Annotated in this window: 9 protein-coding genes; 1 reads left to right on the plus strand and 8 read right to left on the minus strand. The window is 70.9% G+C overall.

Features of this window, described 5'->3' with window-relative positions; all coding sequences use genetic code 11:
* Positions 1 to 24 precede the first annotated feature (24 nt).
* Positions 25 to 2,082 (minus strand): pectinesterase family protein, encoded by a 2,058-nt coding sequence (locus tag ACOKM3_RS09665; protein WP_426898913.1) that lies wholly within the window; start codon positions 2,080 to 2,082, stop codon positions 25 to 27.
* A 343-nt stretch (positions 2,083 to 2,425) separates the two neighbouring features.
* Between ACOKM3_RS09665 and ACOKM3_RS09670 the strand changes: the two genes are divergently transcribed.
* On the plus strand, positions 2,426 to 4,588 hold the full coding sequence (locus ACOKM3_RS09670) for a DEAD/DEAH box helicase (protein WP_426898915.1): 2,163 nt from the start codon (positions 2,426 to 2,428) through the stop codon (positions 4,586 to 4,588).
* Positions 4,589 to 4,592: 4 nt separating this feature from the next.
* On the opposite strand, the gene ACOKM3_RS09675 is transcribed toward ACOKM3_RS09670, so the two are convergent.
* The 7 genes from ACOKM3_RS09675 to ACOKM3_RS09705 form a co-directional block, all read right to left on the minus strand.
* A complete protein-coding gene (locus tag ACOKM3_RS09675) occupies positions 4,593 to 5,663 on the minus strand; it encodes an endo-1,4-beta-xylanase (protein WP_426898917.1) in 1,071 nt (356 codons plus the stop codon).
* A 78-nt stretch (positions 5,664 to 5,741) separates the two neighbouring features.
* Positions 5,742 to 7,982 (minus strand): glycoside hydrolase family 3 N-terminal domain-containing protein, encoded by a 2,241-nt coding sequence (locus tag ACOKM3_RS09680; protein ID WP_426898919.1) that lies wholly within the window; start codon positions 7,980 to 7,982, stop codon positions 5,742 to 5,744.
* 64 nt (positions 7,983 to 8,046) lie between these two features.
* Complete coding sequence (locus ACOKM3_RS09685; protein WP_426898921.1) at positions 8,047 to 8,892, minus strand: carbohydrate ABC transporter permease; 846 nt, start codon at positions 8,890 to 8,892, stop codon at positions 8,047 to 8,049.
* Positions 8,889 to 9,878 carry a carbohydrate ABC transporter permease gene (locus tag ACOKM3_RS09690; protein WP_426898923.1) on the minus strand — a complete coding sequence of 330 codons (990 nt, stop codon included), beginning with the start codon at positions 9,876 to 9,878 and terminating at the stop codon, positions 8,889 to 8,891. Before ACOKM3_RS09690 ends, ACOKM3_RS09685 begins: the two co-directional genes overlap by 4 nt.
* 6 nt (positions 9,879 to 9,884) lie before the next feature.
* Positions 9,885 to 11,183 carry an extracellular solute-binding protein gene (locus tag ACOKM3_RS09695; RefSeq protein ID WP_426898925.1) on the minus strand — a complete coding sequence of 433 codons (1,299 nt, stop codon included), beginning with the start codon at positions 11,181 to 11,183 and terminating at the stop codon, positions 9,885 to 9,887.
* Between the two features lie 129 nt (positions 11,184 to 11,312).
* Positions 11,313 to 12,311: a LacI family DNA-binding transcriptional regulator gene (locus ACOKM3_RS09700; RefSeq protein ID WP_426898927.1), complete on the minus strand. Its 999-nt coding sequence runs from the start codon at positions 12,309 to 12,311 to the stop codon at positions 11,313 to 11,315.
* A 301-nt stretch (positions 12,312 to 12,612) separates the two neighbouring features.
* Positions 12,613 to 15,762, minus strand: coding sequence for a sugar-binding domain-containing protein (locus tag ACOKM3_RS09705; protein ID WP_426898929.1), 3,150 nt, complete (start codon positions 15,760 to 15,762; stop codon positions 12,613 to 12,615).
* Positions 15,763 to 15,814 lie beyond the last annotated feature (52 nt).

Below are 15,814 nucleotides of genomic sequence, written 5' to 3' on the forward strand. Positions count from 1 at the left end.
GCCGCCGCGTACACCTCCCACCGGTCAGGACGCCGTCGGCGTCCAGTCCCCCAGCCAGTCCGCGACCTCCTGCTGCGCGGCCTGCGAGTCGCTCAGCTGCGGCCGGTCGGCGCTCGCCGAACCGGCCCCGTCCCCGGTGTTCTTGTACTCGGCGAACCGGTCGTCCTTCCACGAGAAGCCGCCCATGTCCGTCCACGGCTTCGCCTTGATCGCGGCGCCCAGCGTGGAGTCGCGGACGGTGGCCTGCGGGTCGAGGGACGTGTCGCCGCCCGCGTGCCAGTTGCGGCCGAGGTGGAAGCTGCCGGCGGAGACGTCGCCGCTGATCGTGGTCCGGTTGACGAGCAGTCCCTTCTTGCCCGCCGCGGTGCTCGGCGCCATGACGTACCCGGCCGACGTGCCGTCCCACCGCTTCTTCAGGGTGATCACGGACTGGTCGATGACGGCGGTGGCGCCGCCGAAGATGAAGTCGACGTTGCCGACGACGTACGAGTTCTTCATGTAGACGCGCTTGCCCGCGCCGTCCAGCAGCAGCGTGTCCTGGTCGCCGCTGGTGACGACCGAGTCGAGAAACACCTTGTCGGCGCTGGTGCGCAGCGCGACCGCCTGCGCGGCGATCGAGGTGTCCTTGCTCTCGTCGTAGTCGTTGCTCACGCTCAGGTTGCGCAGTTGGGTGTCGGCGGCGAGGACGGTGACGGTGGCGCTGCCCGAGGTGCCGTACGTCGATCCGTCCGGCTTCTTCGAACCGGCGGCGTGCCCCTCGACGAGGACGGTCGACTTGCGGCTCGAACCGGTGCCGACGATCGTCACGTGCGGCTTGTTCGCCGGGACGGTCACCGTGCCGCGGTACGTGCCCGGCGCGACCTTGATGTCCACGCGCGCGGTGTTGTTCGCGGGCACGGCGTCGACGGCGGCCTGCACCGTCTTGTACTGGGCGCTGCCGTCGGCGGCGACGGTGAGCGTGCTCGCGGCGGCCTTCTTCACAGCGGTCGCGCTCGCGGTTCCGATCGAACTCCTGGGCCCCACACCGGACTTGAGCAGGCCCGGTACGTCCGCCGCCTTGTCCAGCTTGTAGTCGTAGAAGTCCGACGGGGAGAAGGCGGTGCCGCCGCTCTCGTTGCGCCCGCTGGTGCCGGAGAAGACGCTGCCGCGCTGCACGAGGGTGGCGGTGTCGTCCTTGATGACGGGGTTGTTGACGCCCTGGAAGTAGCTGTTCTCCAGGACCATCTTCGTCTTGCCGCGCGAGTAGTTCCCGTACGAGGACGTGATGTCGGTGCCCGCGTCGTCCTGCAAGTAGTTGTTGTAGAGGTGCGCGTGCGCGGCGTTGTCGGTGGAGGGGTTGCGCTGTTCGGTCTCGCGGATCCAGTTGTGGTGGATGGTGATGTCGGTGACGACGTTCTCGGTCCAGCCGATGCCGAAGGCCTTGTTGTCGTTGCTGAGCTTGTTCCAGGAGACGGTGATGTTCGTCGAGTCCTTACGGACGTCGATCAGCCCGTCGGCCATCCTGCGCAGGTCGTTGTGGTCGATCCACACGTGGTGCGCGCCGTCCATCTGGACGGCGTCGAAGTCGTGGTCCTTGTCGTTCCACGTCCCCTGGTAGGAGTCGCGGATCGTCAGGTTGCGGATGATCACGTTGTGCACGCCGGTGCCGAGGAAGAAGCCGCCGCCGACGATGTGCCCGGCGGTGCCGGCGCCCACGATGGTCTTGTCAGAGGCGACCTTGATCTCCTTGCCGACGGGGTCCATCTTGATCTCGCCCGCGACCACGATGACGTAGGGCTTGCTCGCGGTCGCGTACTTCTCCAGGTCGGCCAGGGTCTTCACGGTGACCGTCTCGCCGCCGCGCCCGCCGTACGTGCCGTCCTGGCCGTGCGCGTCGACGGACGCGAAGCCGTCGGCGGTGTCGTCGGCCCACGCGGCAGCGGTCTCGGCGGCGGTGGCGGCGCTCGCCGAATCCGCTCCGTCCGCGCCGAGGAACCCGCCGCCGTAGGCGAGGGCGGCCGCGGCGGCGACGGCGAGCGGGGCGCCTGCGAGGAGAACGGTCCGGCGTCTGCGGTGCCGGGGCTTGCTGCGGGTGTCACTCATCAGCTGATGCACTCCGTACGTGGTGGGGGAACGCGTGCCGGGTGGCACGTGCCGGAATGCTGTCGCCGCGGGTGGTGGGAAAGGTTGCCGGTGTTTCCATCACGGCGGCCGTGCGACCGCCGGTGCGGCGGCGGTATTTGAAGCCCCTGCGGCGATTGAGCAGCGGGGTCCGGGGCAGAGCCCCGATCTTTTCAGCCCCGCTCTTGGGACGAGAGCCCGCGGGGTCCGGGGCAGAGCCCCGTGGCCGCAACCCCGTTGCTGGACACCAGGCCCGCTGTCACACCCCGATGCGAAGATGCAGGGACCGGCCGGAGCCGGACTCGGCACGAGAAGGGCAGGCCCAATGGGACGCACGGAGCGGGAGGCCGTCGCCGACGGTTCACGCCTCTACGCGGCCGTACGCGGCCTGCTCGACGACCACGCACGGGCCGTGGGCGCGGTCCGGGACGCCCTCACACCGCTCCTCGACGAGTCCGTCGCCCGCGTCCTCGACACCATGCCCGTGGCCCGGCTCCAGGAGGCCACGGACGGCCGCGTCCGCGTCGGGCTCGTCGAACGGGACGGCCTCCGCACGGTCCGGCAGGTCCTCGACGCCGGCCCCGCCCGCCTCAACCAGATCCACGGCGTGGGCCCGCAGACCGCCACGCAACTGCTGGCCGCCGCGGGCCGGCTCGCCGAGCGCGTACGGCAGACGGCGGCCGTGCCGCTCGACGTGGACGAGCCGGAACCCCGGACGACCGCGCTGGTCACGGCGCTGCACGTGCTGGTGGAGGCCGGCCCCGACGCGCGGCACGCCGTCGACACCGCGGCCGGCATCGCCCGCCGGCTCGGACCGCTGCTCGACGAGGCGCGGCCCGCGGCGGGCCGGCTGCGGCTGCTGTTCACCGGGCGCGCCCGGCGCACCCGCGCCCTCGAGGCCGCCGAGCAGGTGCGGGCCGTCGTCGCGGAGGCCGAGCGGGCGGGCACCGGGCCGCTGTTCGCGCAGGCCTCGGTCGACCTGCTGCGCGGTCCCGCGACGGACGTGGCGGCGTGGGTCGACTTCGAGGTGCGCTCCGCCGAGTACTACAGCGTGCTCGGTGAGATCTCCGGCCTGACGCCGGACAAGGACGCCGCCGAGGGCTTCCTGCCCGCCGACATCGCGGAGCAGGTGCGGACACAGCAGCTCGACGAGTCGCGGCTGCGGGTCTCGCTGCGCGGCTACCAGGCGTTCGGGGCCCGCTTCGCGCTCGCGCGGCGCCGCGCGCTGCTCGGCGACGAGATGGGGCTCGGCAAGACGGTCCAGGCCATCGCCGCACTGACCCACCTGGCGACCGAGGGGCAGAGCCACTTCATGGTCGTCTGCCCGGCGAGCGTCCTCGTGAACTGGACGCGGGAGATCGAGGCCCGCAGCGCGCTGCGGGTCCTGCCGGTGCACGGCTCCGACCGGGGCGAGGCCTTCGCGGACTGGAAGGGCCGGGGCGGTGTCGCCGTCACGACGTACGACGCGCTGCGCGGACTTCCGGCGCCCGGCGGCGGCGAGGTGGGGATGCTCGTCGTCGACGAGGCGCACGCGGTGAAGAACCCGGAGACGCTGCGCTCGCAGGCCGTGGCCGAATGGGCGGGGCGCTGCGAGCGGGTGCTGTTCATGACCGGCACGCCGATGGAGAACCGCGTCGGCGAGTTCCGCAACCTCGTGCGCGTACTGGATCCCTCGCTCGCGGACCGGCTCGACGAGGAGGACGGCCTCGCCGGTTCCGTCGCCTTCCGCACGGCGGTCGCCCCCGTCTATCTGCGGCGCAACCAGGACGACGTACTGGCCGAGCTGCCCAGCCTCCAACACACGGACGAGTGGGAGGAGTTGAGCCCCCAGGACGAGGCCGCCTACCGGGAGGCCGTCGCGTCGGGCAACTTCATGGCCATGCGCCGGGCGGCGTACGCGCACCCGGCCGGGTCCGCCAAGCTGGAGCGGCTGCGCGAGCTCGTCCGGGACGCCGCGGAGGCCGGGCTCAAGGTCGTCGTGTTCTCCAACTTCCGCGACGTGCTCGGCGCGGTCAAGGGCGCCCTCGACACCGAACCGCCCGTCGGCGGCCCGGTGTTCGGCCCGCTCACCGGCAGCGTGCCGCCCGCGCGCAGACAACTGCTCGTCGACGAGTTCGCGGACACCGACGGGCCGGCCGTCCTCGTGTCCCAGATCCAGGCCGGTGGCGTCGGGCTCAACATTCAGGCCGCCTCGGTGGTGATCCTGTGCGAGCCGCAGATCAAGCCGACTCTTGAGCACCAGGCGGTGGCGCGGGCGCACCGCATGGGCCAGGTCAGATCGGTGCGGGTGCACCGCCTCCTGGCGACCGGCGGCGTCGACGAGCGGCTGGTGAGGATACTCGCCAACAAGTCCCGGCTGTTCGACGCGTACGCCCGGCGCAGCTCCATGGCCGAGGCGACGCCGGACGCCGTCGACGTGTCCGACGCGGAGATCGCGCGCCGGATCGTCGAGGAGGAGCAGGCGCGCCTCGGCACGGCGGAGGACTGACGCGTCAGTCCTTCAGGGCCTTGCGGATCGCGTCGTACGCCGGCTTGTGCTGGAGGTTCTCGTCCCAGGGCAGGGCGGCGCCCTCGCCTTCGAAGACCGCGGGGATCCACGAGTGCCGGTCCGAGTAGCCCCACAGCGTGATGCCGACGCAGCGCTTCACGGCGAGGCAGGCGTCGGTCACCTGCCCGTACCAGTCGGCCTGTTGGGCGATCTTGGCCCGGTCGGCGGGGAGGAGCATGCGGATGTCGAGCTCGGTGATGGCGACGTCGACGCCGAGGTCCGCGAAGCGCTGGATGTTCTGCCGCATCTGGGACGGGAAGCCGTACTGGAGCGCGAGGTGGGCCTGCATGCCGAAGCCGTCGATGGGCACGCGGTCGGCCTTGAGCTGCTTGATCAGCGCGTAGTACGCGTCGGACTTCGCGCCCGTGCCCTCGACGTTGTAGTCGTTGAGGTACAGCTTGACCTTGGGGTCGGCGGCGCGGGCCCAGCGCAGGGCGTCGGCGATATAACCGGGACCGAGGGTCTTGTAGAAGATGTTCTCCCGGTACGTGCCGTCCTCGTTCATGATCTCGTTGGCGACGTCCCAGGCGAAGACCTTGCCGCGGTAGTGCTTGACCACCTTGGTGATGTGGTTCCTGAGGATCGAGCGGAGTTCGTCGGCGCTCCAGGTCCCGGAGGACAGCCAGTCGGGCAGCTGGCTGTGCCACAGGAGGGTGTGGCCGCGGACCTTGAGCCCGTTGGCGCGGGCGTAGTCGACGATCTCGTCGCCCGCGGTGAAGTCGAAGACGCCGCGCCGGGGTTCGGTGGCGTACCACTTCATGCCGTTGCCGGGTGTGGTCTGGCCGAACTCGCGGCCGAGGAGGTCGGCGTACGGGGCGTCGTCGAGCTCCGGGTTGTCGACGGCGGCGCCGAAGTAGCGGCCCTGGGCGCGGGCGAGGTCGTGGAGGGTGGCGGAGGCGCCGGGCTTCTTGCCGTTGTCGGGGGCGGCTGCGGCCGGGACGGTGGCGAGGCCGCCGATGAGCAAGGTGGCCGTCGCGGCGGCGAGGGCGGCGGATCTGATGCGGGTCGTGCGCATGGCTGATCTCCTCAACTGGACGTGTTTCACGGATGGTTGAGTGCGTCACTTCACGGGGTTCACGGCTGGTCGAGCACGTCACTTCACGCGTAGCTCGCAGCGCATCCGGCGGTCGTGGCCCACCTCTCGCACCGGCCCCGTGAGGGTGAGCGGCACCGTGTGGTGGACGTGTTCGCTGGACGCGGCGACGCGCAGTTCGAGGGCGCCGGGTTCGACGACGCGGCGGCCGTCGGCGCCGGTGTACGCGGCGAGGTCGGCGGGGAACGTGGCGTGGACCTCGGCCGAGGCCCCGGGGTCGAGGGGGACGCGGGCGTAGCCGACGAGCCGGGCCTCGGGGCGGGCGACGGAGCCGACCGGGTCGTGGAGGTAGAGCTGGACGACCTCGGTGCCGGGCCGCTCGCCCGTGTTGCGCACGGTGAGCTTCAGCGACACCTCTCCGTCGGTGCCGAACTCGGGGTCCTCGCACTGCGGGGCGTCCCAGGCGAACGTGGTGTACGAGAGGCCGTGGCCGAACGGGTAGAGCGCGGTGGGGTCGATGTTGCTGGGCCCGCCGTGCCGGCCGAGCGGCGGCGCGAGGTACGCGGCGGGCTGGCCGCCGCGGGTGCGCGGCACGCCGACGGGGAGGCGCCCGGACGGTTCGACGCGGCCGGACAGCACGCCCGCGACCGCCGCGCCGCCCTCCTGGCCGGGGAAGAAGGCCTGGACGACGGCGGCCGCGCGGTCCGCCCAGCGGCCGAGCGCGTAGGGGCGTCCGCTGAGGACGACGATGACGGTCGGCACCCCGGAGGCGAACGCCTCGTCGAGCAACTCACCCTGCCCGTACGGCAGTTCCAGGTCCTCCGCGTCGCAGCCCTCGCCCGACGAGCCGCGCCCGAACAGGCCCGAGCGGTCCCCCACCACGGCCAGGCAGATGTCAGCGCGCGCGGGGTCGGTCACGAACTCCGCGCCCGGCAGCTCCGCGCGCAGCGCCTCCGCGAAGGTCGGGACGTCGACGCCGGTGGGCAGTTCGGGGTGGTTGACGCCGACGTGGCGCGGAAACGTGTAGCAGCCGAGCATCGCGGCCTGCTCGTCGGCGAGCGGGCCGACGAGGGCGACGCGGAGGGCGCCGGTCCCCGGGAGCGGCAGCAGGCCCGAGTCGTTGGCGAGGAGGACCACGGACTCCTGCGCGACCTTGGCCGCCAACTCCCGCATGTGGGGCGGGTTCAGGTCGACCGGTTCGGCCGGGGGCTCCGGCTCGCCCTCCTCCGGGTCGAGCAGCCCCAGTTCGCACTTCTGCGTGAGGACGCGCAGCGCCGCCCGGTCGAGCAGTTCCTCCGAGAGGCCCTCGTCGGTCGCGAAGCAGTGGGCGGCCGGGAGTTCGACGTCCACGCCCGCCGCGAGCGCGAGTTCGCCCGCCGCCGCCCCGGACGCGGCGACCCGGTGGGCGGACTCCAGGAACGCGACGCCGAAGTAGTCGGAGACGACCGTCCCACCGAACTGCCATTCACCACGCAGGAGTTGGGTGAGGAGCCCGGTGTGCGCGTGGGCGGGCAGGCCGTCGATGTCGTTGTACGCGGCCATCACGGAGCGGGCGCCGCCCTCGCGCAGCGCCATCTCGAACGGCGGCAGGATCACGTCGGCCAGCTCGCGCGGCCCGAGCGGGGCGGGCGCGTGGTTGCGGGCGGCGCGCGAGGCCGAGTAGCCGGCGAAGTGCTTGAGCGTGGCGACGATGCCCGCCGCTTCGAGGCCGCGTACGTAGGCGGTGCCGATGGTGCCGACGAGGTAGGGGTCCTCGCCGATCGACTCCTCGGTGCGGCCCCAGCGCGGGTCGCGTACGACGTCGAGGACCGGGGCGAGGCCCTGGTGGATGCCGACCGTGCCCATGGAGCCGCCGATCGCCCGTGCCATCTCCGTGATCAGGGCGGGGTCGAAGGTGGCGCCCCAGGCGAGCGGGGTCGGGAACACGGTGGCCTGCCAGGCCACGAAGCCGGTCAGGCACTCCTCGTGGGCGAGCGCGAGCAGCCCGAAGCGGTTGCCGGCGCGGATGCGGCGCTGCAGCGCGGCGAGGCGGGCGGCGCCTTCGGTGGGGTCGACGGGGACGGTGCCGAAGGGGCGGGTGAGGTGGCCGAGGCCGTACGGGAGGAGGGCGTCGAGGTCCGCGCTCTCGGCGGCGTACTCGTGCTGTCCGGGTGCCACGGCGGCCTCGGCGTCGGAGCCGATGGCGGCGCCCAGCCACACGCTGGACAGTTGCGCCGTCTTCTCCTCGGCGGTCATCCGGGCGAGCAGGTCCGCCGCCCGGACGTGGGCGGGAAGGGTGGTGTCCTGCCAGGGCTGAGCCATGGATCTCCTCAGGTGCGGTGCAGATGGTGAAGGGGGTTCGGGACGTCAGCCCTTGGTCGGGACGTCAGCCCTTGGTCGCGCCCATGGTGATGCCGCCGATCAGCTGCCGTTCGGCGACCGCGTAGAAGGCGAGCGCCGGGACCATGGCGAGGACCAGGTAGGCGAAGACGCGGGCGATGTCGGCGGCGTACTGCCCCTGGAACTGCTGGACGCCGACGGGGATCGTCCACCAGGTCTCGTTGCTGAACACCAGCAGGGGCAGCAGGAAGTTGTTCCAGCTGCTGACGATGGCGAGGACGGAGACGGTGCCGAGCGCGGGGCGCGCCATCGGCAGCAGGATGCGCCAGAAGAAGCCGAAGGGCGAGCAGCCGTCGAGGGTGGCCGCCTCCTCCAGTTCGCCGGGGATCTGCCGGAAGAAGCCGCGCAGGATGACGATGGTGATGGGGAGCCCGAACGCGGCCTGCGGCAGGATCACGCCCCACGGATTGTCGAGGAGACCGAAGGTGCGCAGCAGGACGAACAGCGGCAGGATCGCCACGGCGAACGGGAACATCAGCCCGATGGTGAAGAGCGTGAACATCAACTCCCGTCCCCGGTAGGCGAACCGGGCGAGGGAGAACGCGGCGAGGGCGGCCGTCCCCACGGTCAGGAGGGTCGTCCCGACGGCGACGAGGGTGGACGAGCCGAGCATCCGCCAGAACGATCCGGAGGCGAGGATGTCAGTGTAGTTGGACGTCACCCAGGGTGAGGGCAGGCCGAAGGGGTTGCTGGAGAGCTGGTCGGTGGACTTGAAGCCGGACACGAGCGCGTACAGCAGCGGTGTCACCATGACGATGCCGACCAGCCACACGATCACGTACAGGGGCACTTTGCCGAAGCGGCGGCGGCCCACCGCGCTGGGGGCGGTCATCGGGTGGCTCGCATGTTGGTGAGGGCTCCTTCGGTGTCGCGGCGCAGCACGAGGCGCTGGTAGGCGAGGGCGAAGACGAGGCTGATGAGGAAGAGGGCGATGCTGATCGCGCTGGCGTAGCCGATCTGGTAGCGCTTGAACCCGAACTGGAACAGGGTGATGGCCATCGTCTCGGAGGCGTGGTCCGGGCCGCCCTGGGAGGTCACCCACACCAGGTCGAACAGCTGGATGGCGCCGATGATCGACAGGAACACGCTGATCCGGATGGTGGGTCCGAGCAGCGGCAGGGTGACGTGCCGGAAGCGCTGCCAGGCGCCGGCACCGTCGATCCGGGCGGCCTCGTGCAGTTCGGCCGGGATGCCCTGGAGGCCCGCCAGGTACAGCATCATGTGGAAGCCGAAGAACTTCCAGGTCATCACGAGGAACAGGGTCGGCATGACGGTCGACTGGTCGGCGAACCACAGGCCGCCGAGCCCGTCGAGACCGACCGCGCCGAGCACGTTGTCGGCGAGCCCGTCGTCCGGCGCGAAGATCATGGAGAACAGGACGCCGGTGATCACCTCGGACAGTACGTACGGGGCGAAGAACAGCATCCGGTAGATCGCCCGGCCGCGCAGCTTCTGGTTGAGCAGCACGGCCATGGCGAGCGCGAACGGCAGCTGGACGAGGACGGAGAAGCCGACCAGGAGCAGTCCGCGCCACAGGTCGCCGAGGAACACCGGGTCCTTGATGAGGCGGCTGTAGTTGGACAGACCCGTGTAGTCGGAAGGCGAGCCGAATCCGCCCCAGTTGAAGAGGCTGACGTACAGCGCGTACATGATCGGCGCGAGGACGAGCGCGCCGAAGAGGATCAGTGCGGGCAGGGTGAAGGAGAAGGCGGTCAGCCAGTCCTTGACGCGCCGGGCGAGCGGACGCCGGTTGCCGGGGCCGGGCTCCGGCTCCTTGACGAGGGGCTCGGCGGCGTCCTTGACGTAGGTCGAAGTCATGGTCTCTTACTGGCTCTTGGCGACCTGGGTCACCGAACGGGCCACCTGGTCGGGGGACTTGGAGCCCGCGATGAGCGCGGCGACGGAGTCGTTGATCTCCTGGCCGACGGCCGGCGGGTAGGCCTGGTCGAGGTAGAGCTGGAAGCCGGTCGACTTGCGGAGCATGTCGGAGACGGCGGTCAGGTTGGGGTCCTTGAGCGCGCTCTCGGCGTCCTTGACGACGGGTATCAGGTTGGCCTTGGAGACGAGGATGCGGTCGGACTGGGCGGTCATGAAGAACTTCATGAACTCCATGGCCTCCTTCGGCGCGCCCTTGCGCAGCGCGTAGCCGCCGCCTCCGCCGAACACGTCGGTGCCCGCTCCCTTGCCGCCCGCGACCGAGGGGAACGGGAAGAAGCCGAGGTCCTTGCCGATGCCCTTGCCGGCGTCGGCCTGCACGACGGGCGCCCACTGGCCCATGAGTTCCATGGCCGCCTTGCCGTTGCCCATGGTGGCGGCCTCGCCGTTCGGAGTGGAGTACGCGGCGCCGAGGTGGCCCTTCTGGAACGGCTTGAGGGCGACGAGTTCCTTGAGGTGTTCGCCCGCCTTGACGAAGTCGTCGCCGGTGAAGTCCTTGGCGTCGGCGGCCTTCTGCATGCCGTCGACCCCGGCGATCCGCATCGACAGGTACGACCAGAAGTACATGCCGGGCCACTTCTCCTTGCCCGCGAGGGCGATCGGAGTGATGCCCGCGGACTTCAGCTTCTTGATCGTGTCGAGGTAGTCGTCCCAGGTGGTGGGCGGTTCGCTGATGCCGGCCTTCTTGAAGAGCGCCTTGTTGTACCAGAAGCCGACGGCGCCGATGTCGAAGGGCACCGCGTAGGTCTTGCCGTCGAACTGGTAGGGCTTGACGGAGGCGGGCACCAGGGTGTCGGCCCAGGACTTCATGGGCCCGGTGAGGTCCTCGACCATCCCCGCGTCGATCTGCTGCTGCAGAACGCCGCCGCCCCACGTGTGGTAGATGTCCGGAAGCTTTCCGGAGCTGGTCAGCGCCGTCATCTTCGACTTGTAGGCGTCGTTCTCCAGCGTGACGAGCTTGATCCGCACCTTCGGGTGCTCGGCCTCGAAAGCCTTCGCCCGCTGGGGCCAGATGGTCTTCGACGGCTCGGTGGTCTGGATGTTCCACCATTCGATGACGGTTCGGCCCGAACCGTCCTTCCCGCCTCCGGTGTCGGAGCCGCCGCAGGCGGTGAGCGCGGCGGCGCCGAGACCGGCCGCCGTGGCGGCGCCCATGAATCGGCGGCGGGAGAGATCGGAGGCTGACATGGCGCACCTTCCGGAAGAGATCCGAAAACTATCGGTAGATGGCCACGGAAGTTACGGACACAAATCAGGGGTGTCAACGCCCTTAACAAAAAAGGGCCGTTGACACCCCTCACAGGTGCTGTAGCGGAGTTACACGCTCCGGAGCGCGGCCGTACTGGCCCGCACCACGAGCTCCGTGGCGAGGTCGACGCGCGGAGCCGCCGGTTCCACGGAACGGGCCAGGTCGAGCGCGGTACGGGCCGCCAACTTGCCCATGTCGGACAGCGGTTGGCGCACCGTGGTGAGCGGCGGCGCCGACCAGCGGACTTCCGGAAGGTCGTCGAAACCGACCACGCTCAGATCCTCGGGCACACGCAGCCCGCGCCGCCGCAGCGCCTCGATCGCGCCGAGCGCCATCTGATCGCTGGACGCGAAGATCGCCGTGGGCGGTTCGTCGAGGTCGAGCAGCCGCTGGCAGCCGTCGAACCCCGACGCGTGGTAGAAGTCGCCGGACACGATCAGCTCGTCCTCGACCGGCACGCCCGCGACGTCGAGCGCGGCGCGGTAGCCGTCGAGGCGGGCCCGGGAGCACAGCAGCCGCGGCGGCCCTTGGATGAACCCGATGCGCCGGTGCCCGAGTTCCAGCAGATGCTCGGTGGCCGCCATCCCGCCCGCCCAGTTGGTGGCGCCGACGGTCGGCGCGTCCGTCACGGGAGAGCCCGCCGGGTCGATCACCACCAACGGCACGCGCAGCCGCCGCAGTTCGTCCCGAAGGCCGGGGTCGAGCACCGAGGTCACGAGGATCACGCCGTCCGACGCGCGGGCCCGCAGGTTGGTCATCCACTCCCGCGCGTCGCCCGCCCGGTCGTGGATGGCGGAGACGACCGTCCCCACCCCTGCCTCGTGGGCGGCTTCCTCGACGCCCCGGATGATCTCCACGGCCCACGGGCTGTCCAGGTCGTTGAAGACCAGGTCGAGCAGGGCCGCCCGGGCCCCGGGCGCGGGCGCCCGCCGCTGGTACCCGTGGCGGTGCAGCAGGTCCTCGACGCGGGCCCGGGTGCCGGGCGAGACGTCGGAGCGACCGTTGACGACCCGCGAGACGGTCGGCACGGACACTCCCGCCTCCCGCGCGATCTCGGTGATCGTCACCTTGGCCGGCCCCTCAGGACTCTTCGTGGCCGCCTTGCGCCGATCGGCTTCCCCGCCCACGTTCCCCACCTCCGTCGACACACGCTTCCGAGAGATCTCCGGATGCCTTCCGGAAACCGTAGGACACGCCGTCGACCGGGTGTCGGTCAAGTCGTCTTTCCGTGCGGCCCGCCGAACACCCGGTACCGCCCGGTCCGTACCCCGGTCGCGCCAGTCCTGGCGGTGGTCGTGCACGAACGCGCGCACGTCGCCCTGGGTGCATCGACGCCGTACGGGGGCGTGTCGACGCTGTGCGGGGGTGTCACGACTGCGCCACGTCCAGCGCGCTGACCCCCACGGCGCCCGTGACGTCCCCGGGCTTGCGGCTGGTCAGCTTCAGGCGCAGCGATCGTCCGCGTACCGCGTCGAAGGTGATGACGGTGGGCTCGCCGGAGGCCTTGGCCCAGGCGATGTCGGCGTCGTCCACGACCTCATAGGTGTCGCCGTCGCCTACCGCCACCTCGATCGCGGCGGGCAGGGAGTGGGTGGCGTCGACCGTGAAGGAGGCCTCGACGCGGCCCACTTGCCGTTCCTCCGCCCAGGTCACCGACACCCAGTCCTCCGGCCGCGCCCCCTTGAAGGCGGGCAGCAGGGCGGTGGCGGCCTTGTTGAACGCGTTGGACCACTGGGTGGCCGGGTCGCCGTCGAGCATCGCGGCGGGGAGCGTCTTGGCGGCGCCCGAGTAACTGGCTTCGGCGTGCGGGTACTTGATGGCTCCCGGGCCCGGGTCGGGGACGAAGGGATCGGCCGGGGTGACGGGTTCTCCCGCCGGGCCGGTGACGCGCAGCGTCGCCCTGCCCTGCCGCAGCCCGTCCGCGCGCGCCGTGACGGTGAGGGAGCCCGGCTCGGTTCCGGCGCGCACGATCGCGAGCGCGAGCCCGTGGAACGTGGTGCGGGTACTGGCCTGATAGCGCTCGGCGGACTCCTGCTGCCCGTTGTCGACGCCCGCCAAGTGGCCGCCCTTCACGGTGAATTCGAGGAGCCGCGCGGCGTCGGGGACGACGGTTCCCTTCGCGTCGACGACCTCCGCAGTGACGAAGGCGAGGGCCCGCCCGTCCGCCGCGACGGACTTCCGGTCCGCCGTCAGACGCACCGCATGCGGGGCGCCCGCCGTGCGCAGCACATCCGTCGCCACCGTCTTGCCGCCGCGCCGCGCGACGGCCTTCAGCTCACCGGCCGCGAAGGGCACCTTCCACGTCAGGTGCAGCTTGCCCGCGCTGCCGTTCGGCGAGGTGTAGCTGCCGGGGTAGGGGCCGGACGTGACGGTCTTGTCGTCGTGAGTGGCCTCCGTGGTCTCCAGGTACGGGCGGCCGTCGACGGTCTTCTTCGCGTCGAAGGAACGCACGCCCAGGGAACGGCCGTTGAGGTACAGCTCGACCTCGGCGACGTTGGCGTACGCCCACACCTCCACCTCCTGACCGTCCTCGTGCGTCGTCCAGTCCATGGGCAGCAGATGCACCATCGGCTCGTCGACCCACTGGCTGCGGAAGAGGTGGTACATGTCCTTCGGGAAGCCGGCCGTGTCGACCGCGCCGAAGAACGAGGCCTTCACCGGGAACACGTCGTACGGGGTGGGCTCGCCGATGTAGTCGATGCCGGACCACAGGAACTCACCGGCGAAGAAGCGCCGGTCGCGGTCCTTCTTCAGGCCGTACTCGCCGCTCATGGTCCAGGAGGCGAGGTTGTTGTCGTAGGAGGAGGTGGCGCGCTTGCCGGGGGTGTGGTTCTCGCCCGTGTTGAGGTGCTGCGGCTCCTGGTACGTGCCGCGGCTCGACGTCTCGGACGAGGACTCCGACTCGAAGAGGAACAGGTGCGGGTAGCGCTTGTGCAGTGCGTCGACGGAGGCGGCGGTGTTGTAGTTGAGGCCGAGGCCGTCGAGCCCGGCGACGATCTTGTCGGCGGGTGAGCCCACGGCGGGCAGCGAGCGGTACTTGTCGGAGCCGATGACGATCGGGCGGGTGCCGTCGAGTTCCTTGACGTCGGCGATGAGGCGCTCCGCCATGGCGATGCCCTGCGTCTGGGTGGAGTCGGGGATCTCGTTGCCGATGGACCACATGAGGACGGCCGGGGAGTTGCGGGCGGCGCGCACCATCTCGGCGATGTCGGCGTCGGAGTGCTCGTCGAAGAAGCGCCCGTAGTCGTAGGTGTTCTTGCCGGTGCGCCAGCAGTCGAAGGCCTCGACGAGCATGATCAGGCCGAGGTCCTCGCAAGCCTCGATGACCTCGGGCGCGGGCGGGTTGTGCGAGGTGCGCAGCGCGTTGACGCCCATGGACCTCATGATGGTCAACTGGCGGCGGACGGCGTCGGGTTGCACGGCGGCGCCGAGCGCGCCGAGGTCGTGGTGCAGGTCGACGCCCTTGATCTTCGTGTGGGTGCCGTTGAGCGAGAGGCCCTCGTCGGGGTCGAAGGTGGCGTGCCGGAGGCCGAAGCGGGTGCGGTAGGTGTCGACGGTGCGGCCGTCGACGCGCAGGTCGGTGACGAGCGTGTAGCGGTTCCCCGGAGTCTCGATGGACCACAACTCCGGCTTGGTGATCCGGAGTTGGACGTGATCCGTCTTGCCGTCCTTGCCCACTCCCGCGAGGGTCGACTCGGCGCGCGCCACGCGGCGGCCCTTCGCGTCGCGGACCGTGGAGAGGACCGTCACGTCGCGCGCGGCGCCCGCGGCGTTGGCGACGCTCGTGCGCACGTCGACGGTGGCGTACCCCTTCTTGAGGGTCTGGGCGAGGTCGGGCGTCGTGACGAACGTGCCCCAGCGCTCGACGTGCACCGGTTCGGTGACGACGAGGCGGGCCCTGCGGTAGATGCCGCTGCCGGAGTACCAGCGGCTGCTGGGCAGCCGGTTGCGGACCTCGACGGCGAGGAGGTTGGGGGTGGCGCCGTCGACGTGCAGCAGGTCGGTGATGTCGTGGGCGAACCCGGTGTAGCCGTAGGGGTGGTGGGTGACGAGCTCACCGTTCACGTAGACGTTGGCGTCCATGTACACGCCGTCGAACTCGACGGAGATCCGCTTGCCCGCGTACGCCTTCGGCACCGTGAACGTCTTGCGGTACCAGCCGAGTCCGCCGGGCAGGAAGCCCGTGCCGCTCGTCGTGTTGTGCTCGGTGGTGGGCGTCTGCTCGATGGACCAGTCGTGCGGGACGGCGACCTTCCGCCACTTCGCGTCGTCGTGGTCGGGCCGCTCGGCGTCGGCGTACGCGCCGGTCGGATCGGTGATGCCGTCCGGGCTGACCAGCGCGAAACGCCAGCCGTCGGCGAGCTCGACGGTGCGGCGCCCGACGCTCCCCGCGCGGCCCTCGGCGGCACCGGCCGGGGGCACGGCGAGCGCCCCCACGACGGGGGCGACGGCACTCGCGGCCAGCACGGACCTACGGCTGACGGAGCTACGACTGACGGATCTACGACCAGCAGACATGCGGAAATCCCCTCGAAGCCAACATGACTCGCCACAATCGAACGTGAGCCAA

The sequence above is a fragment of the Streptomyces nidicola genome (genome assembly GCF_050106155.1).
Lineage (GTDB): Bacteria > Actinomycetota > Actinomycetes > Streptomycetales > Streptomycetaceae > Streptomyces.